12 protein-coding genes and 1 rRNA gene are annotated in these 13,074 nt (G+C 58.3%); 2 read left to right on the forward strand and 11 right to left on the reverse strand.

All coding sequences use genetic code 11. The features are described from left to right. Positions 1-147: 147 nt before the first annotated feature. A complete protein-coding gene (glnA, locus tag JS530_RS09680) occupies positions 148-1,485 on the reverse strand; it encodes a type I glutamate--ammonia ligase (RefSeq protein ID WP_214376957.1) in 1,338 nt (445 codons plus the stop codon). Positions 1,486-1,747: 262 nt separating this feature from the next. On the opposite strand from glnA, the gene JS530_RS09685 reads away from it, so the two are divergent. Further along, positions 1,748-3,184 carry a DUF2252 domain-containing protein gene (locus tag JS530_RS09685; RefSeq protein ID WP_214376958.1) on the forward strand — a complete coding sequence of 479 codons (1,437 nt, stop codon included), beginning with the start codon at positions 1,748-1,750 and terminating at the stop codon, positions 3,182-3,184. A 442-nt stretch (positions 3,185-3,626) separates the two neighbouring features. On the opposite strand, the gene priA is transcribed toward JS530_RS09685, so the two are convergent. The 9 genes from priA to JS530_RS09730 form a co-directional block, all read right to left on the reverse strand. Then, entirely contained in the window at positions 3,627-4,352 is a 726-nt protein-coding gene (gene priA / locus JS530_RS09690; RefSeq protein WP_214376959.1) for a bifunctional 1-(5-phosphoribosyl)-5-((5-phosphoribosylamino)methylideneamino)imidazole-4-carboxamide isomerase/phosphoribosylanthranilate isomerase PriA, read from the reverse strand. Between the two features lie 52 nt (positions 4,353-4,404). Continuing rightward, positions 4,405-5,052 (reverse strand): imidazole glycerol phosphate synthase subunit HisH, encoded by a 648-nt coding sequence (gene hisH / locus JS530_RS09695; RefSeq protein WP_214376960.1) that lies wholly within the window; start codon positions 5,050-5,052, stop codon positions 4,405-4,407. A 44-nt stretch (positions 5,053-5,096) separates the two neighbouring features. Further along, complete coding sequence (locus JS530_RS09700; RefSeq protein ID WP_214376961.1) at positions 5,097-5,885, reverse strand: hypothetical protein; 789 nt, start codon at positions 5,883-5,885, stop codon at positions 5,097-5,099. After that, the gene (gene hisB / locus JS530_RS09705; RefSeq protein ID WP_214376974.1) at positions 5,885-6,487 is read right to left on the reverse strand and encodes an imidazoleglycerol-phosphate dehydratase HisB; all 603 of its coding nucleotides are present in this window, start codon (positions 6,485-6,487) and stop codon (positions 5,885-5,887) included. The genes JS530_RS09700 and hisB overlap by 1 nt, the downstream gene beginning before the upstream one ends. Positions 6,488-6,577: 90 nt before the next feature. Next, positions 6,578-7,738: a histidinol-phosphate transaminase gene (locus JS530_RS09710; protein ID WP_214376962.1), complete on the reverse strand. Its 1,161-nt coding sequence runs from the start codon at positions 7,736-7,738 to the stop codon at positions 6,578-6,580. Continuing rightward, positions 7,735-9,132: a histidinol dehydrogenase gene (gene hisD, locus JS530_RS09715; RefSeq protein WP_214376963.1), complete on the reverse strand. Its 1,398-nt coding sequence runs from the start codon at positions 9,130-9,132 to the stop codon at positions 7,735-7,737. Before hisD ends, JS530_RS09710 begins: the two co-directional genes overlap by 4 nt. Positions 9,133-9,258: 126 nt before the next feature. After that, positions 9,259-9,456: a hypothetical protein gene (locus JS530_RS09720; protein WP_214376964.1), complete on the reverse strand. Its 198-nt coding sequence runs from the start codon at positions 9,454-9,456 to the stop codon at positions 9,259-9,261. Beyond that, positions 9,435-9,911 (reverse strand): virulence RhuM family protein, encoded by a 477-nt coding sequence (locus JS530_RS09725; protein WP_214376965.1) that lies wholly within the window; start codon positions 9,909-9,911, stop codon positions 9,435-9,437. The genes JS530_RS09720 and JS530_RS09725 overlap by 22 nt, the downstream gene beginning before the upstream one ends. Before the next feature lie 121 nt (positions 9,912-10,032). Next, on the reverse strand, positions 10,033-11,505 hold the full coding sequence (locus tag JS530_RS09730) for a xylulokinase (protein ID WP_214376966.1): 1,473 nt from the start codon (positions 11,503-11,505) through the stop codon (positions 10,033-10,035). Between the two features lie 220 nt (positions 11,506-11,725). Between JS530_RS09730 and JS530_RS09735 the strand changes: the two genes are divergently transcribed. Beyond that, positions 11,726-12,553: an aldo/keto reductase gene (locus tag JS530_RS09735; RefSeq protein ID WP_214376967.1), complete on the forward strand. Its 828-nt coding sequence runs from the start codon at positions 11,726-11,728 to the stop codon at positions 12,551-12,553. A gap of 393 nt (positions 12,554-12,946) precedes the next feature. On the opposite strand, the gene rrf is transcribed toward JS530_RS09735, so the two are convergent. Continuing rightward, positions 12,947-13,063 (reverse strand): 5S ribosomal RNA (gene rrf, locus JS530_RS09740). Between the last annotated feature and the right edge of the window lie 11 nt (positions 13,064-13,074).

The following is a 13,074-nucleotide window of genomic DNA, read 5'->3' on the forward strand; positions in this document are numbered from 1 at the left end:
AATGATGATTCAGCAGCATAGTCACAGCAGCATGGTCGTCACAGCAGCGCGTACAGCACAGCAGCCTTAATACCATGACGGTCCCCAAGATGATTGCCCTTGGGGACCGTCATTGATTATGCGAGGAAGCGCAAGCCTTTACCCTTGTTACAGCTTCGGCAGGTACTTCTTCAATTCGAACGGAGTCACCTGCTGGTTGTACTCCTCCCATTCCTGATGCTTATTGTCCAGGAAGTAGCCGAACGCGTGCTCGCCGAGCACATCCGCCACGAAGTCAGACTTCTCCATGATCTTCAGAGCTTCGTCGAGCGAACGCGGCAGCGGCTGAATGCCCATGGCCTGACGCTCGCCGTCGGTGAGCTCCCAAACATCATCACTGGTGGGCTCGCCCAGCTGCATCTGCTTGTCGATGCCGTCGAGGCCGGCGGCCAGCAGCACCGAATACGCCAGGTACGGGTTGGCAACCGGGTCGAGTGCACGGAATTCCATGCGCGCGGAATTGCCCTTGCCCGGCTTGTACTGCGGGATGCGCAGCAACGCGGAACGATTGTTGTGCCCCCAGCAGATGTAGCTCGGAGCCTCATTGCCGCCCCACAGTCGCTTGTACGAATTGACGTACTGGTCGGTCACAGCGCAGATTTCCGCGGCATGGTAAAGGATGCCGGCGGCAAACTGGCGGGCGGTCAGCGACATGTTGAATTCCTGACCAGCCTCGTAGAAGGCATTGGAATCCCCTTCGAACAGGCTCAAATGCGTATGCATGCCGGAGCCCGGAGCGTCGGCCAAAGGCTTCGGCATGAAGCTGGCATGAATGCCGCGCTCCAAGGAAATCTCCTTGACCACCGTACGGAAGGTCATGATGTTGTCCGCCGTGGTCAACGCATCGGCGTAACGCAGATCGATTTCGTTCTGACCGGGGCCAGCCTCGTGATGCGAGTATTCCACCGAGATGCCCATCTGCTCAAGCATGTTCACGGTGGCGCGGCGGAAGTCCATGCCTGGGCTGCGCGGCACATGGTCGAAGTAGCCGCCTTCATCAATCGGCGTGGGTGCCTTGGACCAATCGTCCTGGCTTTCGAACAGATAGAATTCGATCTCCGGGTGCACGTAGAACGTGAAGCCCTTGTCTTTGGCCTTGGCGAGCGCGCGCTTCAACACATGGCGCGGGTCACCGAGGGATGGCTCACCATCCGGAGTCAGAATGTCGCAGAACATGCGCGCGGTGCCTTGCGGGCCGCCACGCCACGGCAGGATCTGGAAGGTGGAGGGGTCGGGGTGAACGATCATATCGTCTTCGGAAACTCGGGTCATGCCCTCAATGGCGGAACCGTCGAAGCCGAGACCCTCCTCGAATGCGGCTTCCAGTTCGGCCGGAGCGATGGCCACGGATTTCAAGGTTCCCAACACATCCGTAAACCAGAGACGAATAAAGCGCACGTCGCGTTCCTCGACTGTGCGCAGTGCAAACTCCTGCTGTTTATCCATAATCGCCAAGTGTTCCATAGCCGTGTTACGAGTCGCGTTAACATCCCATTGCCACGTTGATGACGATGATGGGCAACGTGGTATGAAACGTAATGTGACCTGCTGTGCAATCTGCTGTGCAATCTGCTGTGCCACGCGTTACGGGATGCTGCTGTGCCACGTGTTACGGGATACCGGCATGCCCGTGTTCTGCTGACTATGTTCCGCCGCTATGCAAGCTCCCGCCGTGGCGTCAAACGGTTCGGCGCTACAGTAGATAACCATGAGCGAAGATCACCTGACCCCATCCGCTAATCCGCCCGTTGATGTAACCAGCTGGAAGCAGGCAGTCAATCCTCGGGATCGTTCTCGAGCCGGAATCAAGGCACGCAGTGCAGCGCCGCTGGCATCCCATGCCATTTGGCAGGTACGCGAAGGCCGCCGCGAAGCCATCAGCTTGTTGGAGGAACAGTCCGCGATTCGTGTACCGGAACTGATTCCGCTGCGTTATAAGCGTATGAGCGTAAGCCCGTTCACGTTCTACCGTGGCACTGTGCTCATCATGACCAATGATTTGGCATCCACGCCAGTGACGGGCATTCCGGTACAGTGCGTGGGAGACGCACATATCGGCAACTTCGGTATCTTCCGCTCCCCCTCCGCCCGCCTGGTGTTCGATATCAACGATTTCGACGAGACCGCCATCGGCCCGTGGGAATGGGATTTGAAGCGACTGGCGGTGTCCGTGGAGATTTGCGGTCGCGCCAATAAGCTCAAGACCAAAGATCGCCGTGCCGCGGTGCTGCAATGTGTGCGCACGTACCGCGAGCGCATGAAATGGTTCTCCGAAATGGATTATCTGGATGCCTGGTATGAGCATCTGGACGTTGAAGAGACGCTGGATCGTTTTGAGACCAGTGGTTCCAAGCGCAGCCCGGTATTGCGCGAGGCTGCAATGAAGGCACTGTTGAAGGATAATGACGCTGCAGCCGCCAAACTGTGCCGGTATGAGGGAGGCAAGCTGCGGTTCAAGTCCAATCCCCCGGAATTGGTGCCGATCAACGAGCTCACTGATTACGCCGATCCCGAAGCGCTGCAAGCTCGCCTCGATACGCTGTTGGAAAGCTACCGACATTCCCTGTATGACGATCGCCGCATGGTGTTCGACCACCTGCGCTACCAGGATTCCGCCCGCAAGGTGGTCGGTGTCGGCTCGGTTGGCCAGCGCGCATGGACATCCGTATGGATTGCCCGCGACATCGATGACCCGATGATGCTGCAAATGAAGGAAGCCACCTATTCCGTGCTTGAGCATTACTGCGGCGCTTCCCGGTATGCCACGCACGGCGAGCGCGTGGTGCAGGGACAAAAACTGATTCAGAGCACCGCCGACGTGCTGCTGGGTTGGTCCAGCTTCATGGCCGAGGATGGTCGCAAACGCGATTATTACGTGCGCCAGCTCTGGAACGGCAAGGGCTCGATTGATATCGACAACCTCACCGCTTCCGGGCTGAGTGACCTATCGCGCATGTGCGCATGGTCCCTGGCTCACGCGCACGCTCGCACCGGCGATTCCATCGCCATTGCCAATTACATGGGCGGCACCGACGAATTCGATCAAGCCATCGCCTCGTTCGCCGTCAGCTACGCCGAGCAGAACGATGAGGATTACGCCGTGTTCAAGAAGCTCATCAAATCCGGCAATCTGCCGTGTGCTTAATAGCGGCTGGGCATTTCAGCGCATCGCTCGGACCCTGATGCATCGCTCGGGCCTTGACGCACCACGCTAACCCCGATGCACCACTCTCAGCGTGACACTCAGACCCTGACGCACCGCTCATCAAACCCTGACGCACCGCTCAGCCCCTGACACATCACTCGGTCCTGATGCATCATTCTCCGCGCGGCAAAATCTCGAGGAAAATGGCCATTTCGAGAATTTGCCGCGCTGACGCCTGCTCAGTGCGGTAAATTCTCGGGATTAGGAATCATTTCGAGATTTTGCCGCACTGACACTCACTCAGCGCGGCAATTTCTCGAAATCAACGATTATTTCGAGAAATTACCGCGCCCGTGGCTTCAACCAGCTTCAGGAGACAACGATTTCCGGGGAATCCGGACGTAAAGTCGACGAATTCCGGGAATTCAGACGCGGCGAAACCTTACTTCGCGACTTCCAGCGCTTCCTGGAGGGTGAAGGCTCGCGCGTAGAGGGACTTGCCAAGGATTGCGGCGTCCACGCCCAAGTCGGCCAGCGTCTTGATGGCACGCAAATCATCCAACTTGGAGATGCCACCGGATGCAGTCACCTTGGCATCGGTGCGCTCGGCAACTTCGCGCAGCAGTTCGATGTTCGGGCCGGACATCATGCCGTCCTTGGCCACATCGGTCACCACATAGCGGGAACAACCCACGGAGTCCAGGAACTTCATGGTTTCGAACAGGTCGCCGCCTTCACGGGTCCAGCCGCGCGCAGCCAACGTATGGCCGCGCACATCAAGGCCAACGGCCACGCGGTCACCATACTTTTTGATAACCGAAGCGGTCCAATCCGGGTTCTCCAGAGCCGCGGTACCGATGTTCACACGGGCGGCACCAGCTTCAAGAGCCGCCTCCAAGGAGTCATCATCACGCACGCCACCGGAGAGCTCGATGTTCACCTTGTCGCCGAGCTCGTGCACGATCTGACGCAGCTGATCCCGATTGTTACCGGTTCCAAAGGCGGCATCCAAATCAACTAGGTGAATCCATTCGGCACCGGCCTCGACCCATGTGCGAGCCGCCTCGAACGGGGAACCGTAATCCGTCTCGGAACCGGATTCGCCTTGGCGCAGACGCACGGCCTTGCCATCGCGCACATCAACGGCGGGAAGCAGAGTCAATGACATTTTCAATACACCTTTCTTAAATACCTAGCAGCAGGTTGTTGCAACCAGATGCTTACAGCGTGGCAATCCAGTTCTTCAGCAACTGGGCGCCGGCATCACCGGACTTCTCCGGGTGGAACTGGGTGGCAAACAGTGGACCACGTTCATAGGCGGCAACGAATCGAGACCTGTCGTACTGGCACCAGCTCACACGCTCAGGCTCGCCGCTCAGGTCGATGGAGAATCGTGAGGTGTCGGCTGGACTCACGCCCATGGCCGCATACGAGTGCACGAAGTAGAAGCGCTCGTGTTCCACGCCCTTGAGCAGCACGGATCCTTCCGCAGCTTCGACAGTGTCCCAGCCCATGTGCGGTACCACATCGGCATCCAGCGGATCCACAGAGCCGCCAATCAGACCGACACCCTCGGCCTGCTCGCCATGTTCGGTGCCGTGTTCGAACATGATCTGCTCGCCGACGCATACGCCGAGCACCGGTCGGCCGGCACGGATGCGATCGTAAATCACGCGGTCGCCATCCACTTGCTTCAAACCTTCCATGCATGCGGCAAACGCGCCCACGCCCGGCACTACAAGACCGTCCGCCTCAAGTGCCTGACGATAATCGGATGTGAGCGTGGTGTCTACGCCGAGGTTCGCCAACGCGCGCACCATGGAGCGAACGTTGCCGAAACCGTAGTCGAATACGACTGCCTTGGTCATAAGTCTCTCCCCTGCTTGGTGATTTCCGTATAAGTTGCCGTTGATTATTCGATGCGTGAACCGCGACCTGCACGCCCTTGCTTGGTGTGCTTGGCAATGATTGCCAAGGCCTTATCATGGTCAAGTTCCGCCGAGTTCACGACTTCGAATCCTTGACTCTTGAGCTGTACCAGCGTCACGATGCCGAGCATCAGATCCTCCACGAATCGTGGGGTGGAATTGAACAGCACCGGTGGCGCAAAGGTCTGGCCGGCTTCGCCCTGCATATACATGGTCGCTTCGAGCTTGTCGGCACGATTCACTGCCAGTACCACAGCCATACCGGATACCACGGTGGTCAGATCCTTGGCGGCAGCTTCCGGACCATCGCCATCAAGATTCTTCAGCACCGCAATGGCACCTTGATTGGATCCGATGCATTCGGCGGAAATGTCGGACAACTGGCAGAATGCGGCCAGCAGGTCGGCGGCGGCGATGCGGGTGACAATCAGCGCGATCTTCGCTTTGTTACCGAGCAAGCCGGCGAGCTCATTATCGAAGCCGACTGAGGGGTCAACCACATCAGCCATCGCCTCATTGACGGCGTCGGCTACACTGGCCACATCATCCGAGGCATCAACAGCTGAAGCAGCTGAGTTAGCCGCAGAATCAGCAGTCGCTGATGCATCGGCCGAAGTGTCAGCGGCATCAGCCTTGCCAGCATCCTCGTCAGCGAATTCCTTTTCAAATCCGGCGAGTGACGCTTCCAGTTCCTCATCCGAGAAATGCGACTCGTTTTCCGCCCCTGAATCTGAATTCTGATTCAAATCCTTATCGTCGGTATCGTCGGCCATCACAGGGCTCCCTTGGTGCTTGGAATCAGACCTTCGATGCGCGGATCGGGCTCGATGGCGAAGCGCAGCGCGCGGGCCAGTGCCTTGAATTCTGCTTCTGCGATGTGGTGCGGGTCACGACCAGCGAGCACCTGCATATGCAGGCAGATGCCGGCGTGCAGCGCGATGGATTCCATCACGTGACGCACGAGCGAACCGGTGAAGTGACCGCCCATCATGCAGTATTCGAAGCCCGCGGGCTCACCGGAGCACACGCAGTATGGGCGACCGGAAATATCGACCACAGCCTTGGCCAAGGCTTCGTCCAGCGGCACGGTGGCGTCGGCGAAGCGGCGGATGCCTCGCTTGTCTCCCAACGCCTGCTTCAATGCTTCGCCGAACACGATGGCGGTGTCTTCCACAGTGTGGTGCACGTCGATATCGGTGTCGCCGTGAGCGTGAATCTTCAGATCGATCAGCGAATGCTTGCCGAGCGCGTTCATCATGTGATTGTAGAACGGCACTGAAGTGTCGATGTCGGTCTGACCGGTACCGTCGAGGTTCAGCTCGAGGTCGATGTGCGATTCGCTGGTTTCGCGAACAATGTGTGCGGTTCTTGCCATCATGTCTCCTGATTATGGTGCGAATGGAATGGATGCGGCAGGGTCCGGATTGTACCGGTGCCCTGCCGTCCTACCGAAACGATTGTTGACTTAGGCTGCTTCTACTATGCGCAGCACTTCGGCGAGGGCATTGCGGAATGTTTCCATTTCCTCGTCGGTGCCCATGCACACGCGCAGCCATCCGTCCGGGCCGACCACGCGGATAAGGACTCCGCGCTTCAAGAGTTCGTCGAAGATGGCGTCGCGCTTATCGAAGTGACCGCCGAAGAGCAGGAAGTTGGAGCCGGATTCGGCTACTTCGAGCGGCTGGCCCTTGTAGGTCTGCTGCTTCAACCATGCGGCAGTGGCTTCGCGGGTTTCGCGCAAGTGTTCCACACGGCTCAGCTGTTCATCGGTGTGTTCGAAAGCGGCCAGTGCGGCGGCCTGGGTCACGGCGGACAGGTGGTACGGCATGCGCACGATGCGCACACAGTCGATGATGCCCTTGTTTGCGGCCAGATAGCCGACGCGCGCACCGGCGAAGGCGAATGCCTTGCTCATGGTGCGGCTGACTGCAAGGTTCGGGTGATCCTTGATGAGGCTGACTGCGCTCGGGGTGCCGGGCTTGCGGAACTCCACGTAGGCTTCGTCGATGACGAGAATCGGATGCACGCCTTCTCCCGCACCCGCCACTTCGGCGGTTTCGCATGCGGCGAGGATGCGTTCGATGTCTTCCATTGGCAGCGGAGTACCGGTCGGATTGTTCGGGCTGGTCAGGAGCACCATTGAGGGCTTGACCTCGTTGATCGCTTCGATGACCTTCTCCACGTTCAGCGTGAAGTCCGGGTTACGGTGGGCGAGCTTCCAGCCAGTGAACGTGTCGCGCGCGTATTCCGGGTACATGGAGTACGTGGGGTCGGCGCCCAGAGCCGTGCGGCCGGGGCCGCCGAAGGCCTGGAACAGCTGGAGCATGATCTCGTTGGAGCCGTTCGCGCCCCAAAGCTCGTCCACGTCCAGTCGGGTGCCGGATTCGCGGGCCAGATAGTCGCTGAACGCCTTACGCAGTTCGATGTGCTCACGATCCGGGTAACGGTTGAGCGTGGGAGCGATTTCACGTACACGCTTGGCGATGGTGTCGCACACGGCCGGGTCCGGAGCGTACGGGTTTTCGTTGACGTTCAGGCAGACCGGTACGTCAAGCTGTGGAGCACCGTACGGTTCCTCGCCAATCAGATCGTTGCGCAGCGGCAGGTTCGATGGGATAGTGCTCACAGCAGACCAGCTTCCTTTTCCTGTTCACGCAGGGTTGCCTTGTTGTACGGATCTTCCACGAAGCGGGAGAGCACGCACTCACCGTGTGCCGGCAGGTCTTCGGATACGGCGAACGCGTTGATGCGTGCGGCCAGAGCCTTCAGGCCTTCCTCGTCGTATTCGATAACTTCGACGGGCTTCATGAAGGTGTGCACGCCGAGGCCTGCGGCGAAGCGGGCGGTGCCACCGGTGGGCAGCACATGGTTGGAGCCGGACATATAATCGCCCAGCGGCACCGGGGAGTACGGGCCACGGAAGATGGCACCGGCGTTCTTGATGCGCTTGACCACGGCATCCGCATCCTTGGTCTGAATCTCCAAGTGTTCGGCGGCGTAGGCGTTGGCGGCGTCGATGGACTGGTCGAGACCATCGGTCAGCACGATGGCGGACTGGGTGCCGGACAGGGACGTGTGCACGCGCTCGGCGTGCTCGGTCTTCGGCACACGGTAGTTGAGGTTCTCCTGCACTGCGTCAGCCAGCTCAGGGGAATCGGTGAAGAGCACGGAGCCGGCGAGCTCGTCATGTTCGGCCTGACCAATCAGATCGGCGGCGAGCAGGCTCGGGTTGGCGTCCTTATCGGCGATGATGCCGATTTCGGTGGGACCTGCCACGGCATCGATGCCCACGAACGCGGAGACCAGGGACTTGGCGGTGGCCACGAAGATGTTGCCCGGGCCGGTGATCTTGTCGACCGGATCGCACAGCACGTCGCCGTCCTGCGGCTCGGAGCCCTTGGCACCGTAGGCGAACATGGCGATGGCCTGTGCGCCGCCGACCGCGTACACTTCGTCGACGCCGAGGATGGCGCAGGTGGCGAGGATGGTCTTGTTCGGCAGGCCTTCCGCGTTATCGCGGGCAGGCGGGGTGGCGATGGCCAGGGATTCGACGCCTGCCGCCTGTGCCGGCACGGCGTTCATGATCACGGAAGACGGGTAAACGGCCTTGCCGCCGGGCACGTACAAGCCGACGCGCTGAATCGGAATCCAACGTTCGGCAACTCGAGCGCCAGGGGCCAGATCCGTGTGGAAGTCCTTCGGTACCTGGTTCTTGGCCACGGCACGAGCACGACGCACGGATTCCTCGATGGCGGCGCGAACTTCAGGGTCGAGCGTGGTGAGCGCATCCTTGATTGCCTCAGCCGGCACGCGCAGGTGTTCGGGGCGCACGTGATCGAACTTTTCCTCGAAGTCGCGCAGGGCTGCGGCACCGCGTTCCTTCACGTCCTCAAGAATCGGACGCACCAGATCGGTGGCTTCGGAAGTGCCCATTGCGGCGCGCGGCATCGCGGCCAGCAGTTCGGCACGGGACAGTTGTTGACCACGAAGGTCGATGATTCGCATGATGTTCTCGCTCATAACGCCTCATCGTAGCAATGTAAAGCCACGAAGTGCCCGGAAACGTTCACTTTCACCCGTATCGTGAGATATTACGCAGTTTCGTCAGTCAGCATTTGCCTTATACAGCGATATCCGCACCTTTATTCAGATGTTCCTCCTATTGTTCTGCTGCGACAGCATACGCTCGACTAAATCAATCATCACATCCTTTTCGCTAGGGTCGCTCACAGCGATTAATAGCGTGATGGCGGCAAGATCATTATTGGTAATAATCGGCTTACCAATTTGAGCAAAAGCATCGGCATTACCTTCTAGGAAACTCACGAACATCGCAGCCGCCATACGCTTATTGCCATCGGCAAATGGATGGTCTTTTCATTACTGCGTGCAAGTACGGTAACGACTTTCTCCAACTGTTGCAGTCGCTGTTCATTGGCTGCATAACCGTCAATAAGGTATTGTCTCAGCACATTCGTAGCCCAGCGGCGAAAACTGGTAGCTCGTTTGGAATTAACACGATATCCGACTGAGATAACCATATCCAAGCTATACACTTTTACAGTACGTCGAATACGACGGGAGCCCTCGATATGAACTTGTTCCATTTTGGAACAAGTTGAATCATCAAGTTCACCGTCAGCCAGAATATTCTTAATGTGTCTGGTCATCGCCTGACTTTTTGTACCGAATAATTCCGCCATCTGAGCCTGCGTCAGCCACACCGTGTCACCATGCACACTGACTTCTAGCTGAACCGAACCATCTTCGGCTCTGTACAGTTCAATATCCTTAACCATTGGTATCCCCGTTCAGTCAAACCTTTGTGGAAAGTTCACCATTGAACAACCACTCTTTTTATGCAGTATACGGTATACTCATTGCCCTTCGCGCACGAATACGCTACAGGCTTGACGGACTTCACTGAACTTGGTCATTTAACGAAGCAACCGCTGGATACAGCTTGCGAAAACGCGGGTAACGCTCGTTATATATGCGCACGGCTGCTGGGTCTGGCACGTAGGTTGTGGTTTCGGCGATGGTCGCAGCAAGGTTGGGCTGATCAAACGCCAGCGAAGCGAGCGCTACTGCCGGCAGAATATCGGCGTTGGCATATACATCGATGGGATGGGCCAGCACGTCAGCGAGAATCTGGCACCATGCACTTTCGCGAGCGCCACCACCGATCAAGGATATGGAGAACGGCGCAGCATCGAAGCTTTCCATGCCTTGTCGAATCGAGAACGCCACGCCCTCCAGCGCTGCTCGAGCCATATCCGCTTGCGTGGTGTCCGGCGTGATGCCAACGTATGCGCCGCGAATAGTCGCGTTCATCACCGGGAACCGCTCCCCCACCAAGTACGGCAGGCAGAGTACGCCATTGGCGCCGGGCGCCGACGCGGCAATCAACTCGTGGGCTTCGGCATAATCGCCGCCGGCGAATACGCCGGTCACCCATTTGTGTACATCACCGGCATTGAGGAACGGCACCGCGTTTACGAATCCCGATGCCACACCAAACTTCAGATTCGCTGCACCGGGCTTGTTGACGAACGGTTCTGGCGATACGGTGGCAATCCATCCTGAGGTGCCGATATTGATGTTGTATTGGCCGGGCTTGGCGACACCGCTGGCGAATGTGGTCGCGCCAGCGTCGCCAATGCCGGCATACACCACAGTGCCGGTGGCAAATCCAGTAAGCGCCGCAGCCGCTGCAGTCACAGTGCCGATGTGATCCTGCGGCTTGTGCAGCTCAGGCAGCACTGCGCTATCGATGCCCGCGGCCTCGCACAGTTCCGTATCCCATTGCCCTTCGCGAATGGTCATGGCACCTGCTGTGGAGCAGGCTGCTACATCGCCAATGCACATACCGGTCAACTGCGCGATGAGATAATCCTTGGAACTGATCAGTACATGACGTACGCGTGCGAACAGGTCAGGCTCATGATCGCGCAGCCACATGAGCTTCGGCAATGGTAGACAGCCTTCCAAACGATTGCCCACGGTTTCGAGAAATCGTGCTGCGCCACCCCGGTACGCATTGCCGAGCTGCTCGGCTTCGTCATTCGCGCGACCATCCGAATACAGAATCGCGTTGTATACCGGCTGGAGTTCGGCATCCAATGCGATGACGTCCTGCATCTGCCCACTGAAGATGATGCCGGCAACCTGTTCGGCAGTGAATCCAGGCTGGTTCTCCCGTGCTTGGGCCACCAGTGACCGGGATACTTCACAGAACGCCTGCCACCATTCTTTGGGATCCTGCTCACGGAAATCACCTTGGATGATCAGCGTGAGATCACTGCTCGCGCTGGCCACAATCCGCCCATCTTCAGCTACCAGCACGCCTTTTAACGCCGTGGTTCCTGAATCGAATGCCGCCGCATACCGCATAAATTCGCTCCTTTCACCCCACGCCAGCGCATGGCACTTCTCGACTCCCCTCGTTAGGGGAGCTGTCCGCGGAAAGCGGACTGAGGGATAGTCACAACGGCAATCACACAACGATGCATCGTGACCATCTCATTAGCTATCTGCTGATATTGCTGTGTTCAGCTGTTCTGCTTCGTAGAATAGCTCAGGAACGTACTGACATTAAGTTAAGCGAGGCATTATGGCGATTCAATCGACGATTACCCTCAACAATGGCACGGTGATTCCTCAGGTTGGTTTGGGCGTATTCCAGACTCCTGATGGCCAAACCACCATCAACGCTGTGCAGACGGCACTGGAGAACGGCTACCGCCACATTGATACGGCGATGATCTACCGCAACGAGGCTTCCGTGGGCGAAGGCATTCGCCGCGCCAGCCTGCCGCGCGAGGATTTCTTCGTGACCACCAAGCTTTGGAATGATGATATTCGCGCACACCGCGGCTTGGATGCATTCCAGGAAAGCTTGGATCGCTTGGGTCTGGATTATGTGGATTTGTATCTGATTCATTGGCCGGCGGACGGCTGGCAGCAGGCTTGGGAGGATTTGCAGACGATTTATGCGTCCGGCCGCGCGAAGGCGATTGGTGTAAGCAACTTCCAGCAGCACCATATTGAGGAGCTGCTGAAGAACAGTGATGTGGTTCCTGCCGTGGATCAGATTGAATCCTCCCCGCAGTTCACCAATCAGGAGCTGATTGATTTCCTGGCCGGCAAGGGCATTCATACCGAGGCATGGAGTCCGCTGGGCGGCACTGGCGGCAACCTGCTGGCCGAGCCGGTGCTGGCTGAGATTGGCGCGAAGTACGGCAAGTCCGCAGCTCAGGTGGTGATTCGCTGGCATATCCAGCGTGGCATCATCGTACTGCCGAAATCCACGCACGCCGAGCGTATCAAGCAGAACTTCGACGTGTTCGACTTCAACCTCACTGCTGACGATATGGCCGCAGTCACTGCCCTCAACACCGGTCACCGCAACGGTGCCGACCCGGACAACTTCGATTTCTGATACGGTTCTAATACAGTTCGGCGCGGGGTACATCAACTGGTCATGTGCCCCGCGCTGTTATTATTCCAAGTCCATGTTCTTTCCTCTCAGCGCAGCGCTGCGCTGCGTTGTGCTGTGCTGCGCTGTGAAAGCTGAGCACTTCAGAAACCCCAGTGTTCGCTATGACGTTCGACAGCGACTTCAAACTGGACTGAAGGTTCCTGTGGCGGATTCGCAACGAATTGGCCTCTAGTCAATGAGCCGCATGGATTCCTGTAGGCGATGCTGTCTGCAGTACTGTCTGCAATAATCACATGGTTGTTGCTGGTTGGGGTTTGGTGTCGGGGGTTCCGGGTGTCGGATATGCGAAGAAGCCCGGTACCATCCATGGTATCGGGCTTTCGTTAAGTGTGGTTGCGGCGGCGTGCTACTCTCCCACACCCTGTCGGGTGCAGTACCATCGCCGTGCCAGGCCTTAGCTTCCGGGTTCGGAATGGGTCCGGGCGTCTCCCCTGGGCTGTGACCGCCGCAAGTCTTCTGTT

The organism is Bifidobacterium colobi (genome assembly GCF_018555455.1).
GTDB lineage: Bacteria > Actinomycetota > Actinomycetes > Actinomycetales > Bifidobacteriaceae > Bifidobacterium > Bifidobacterium colobi.

Coding starts and splice junctions, on each gene's coding strand:
- glnA (WP_214376957.1), bottom strand. CDS start 1,485: ATGGATAAACAGCAGGAGTTTGCACTGCGCACAGTCGAGGAACGCGAC.
- JS530_RS09685 (WP_214376958.1), top strand. CDS start 1,748: ATGAGCGAAGATCACCTGACCCCATCCGCTAATCCGCCCGTTGATGTA.
- JS530_RS09725 (WP_214376965.1), bottom strand. CDS start 9,911: ATGGTTAAGGATATTGAACTGTACAGAGCCGAAGATGGTTCGGTTCAG.
- JS530_RS09735 (WP_214376967.1), top strand. CDS start 11,726: ATGGCGATTCAATCGACGATTACCCTCAACAATGGCACGGTGATTCCT.
- hisH (WP_214376960.1), bottom strand. CDS start 5,052: ATGACCAAGGCAGTCGTATTCGACTACGGTTTCGGCAACGTTCGCTCC.
- hisD (WP_214376963.1), bottom strand. CDS start 9,132: ATGAGCGAGAACATCATGCGAATCATCGACCTTCGTGGTCAACAACTG.
- hisB (WP_214376974.1), bottom strand. CDS start 6,487: ATGGCAAGAACCGCACACATTGTTCGCGAAACCAGCGAATCGCACATC.
- JS530_RS09700 (WP_214376961.1), bottom strand. CDS start 5,885: ATGGCCGACGATACCGACGATAAGGATTTGAATCAGAATTCAGATTCA.
- JS530_RS09730 (WP_214376966.1), bottom strand. CDS start 11,505: ATGCGGTATGCGGCGGCATTCGATTCAGGAACCACGGCGTTAAAAGGC.
- JS530_RS09720 (WP_214376964.1), bottom strand. CDS start 9,456: ATGGCGGCTGCGATGTTCGTGAGTTTCCTAGAAGGTAATGCCGATGCT.
- priA (WP_214376959.1), bottom strand. CDS start 4,352: ATGTCATTGACTCTGCTTCCCGCCGTTGATGTGCGCGATGGCAAGGCC.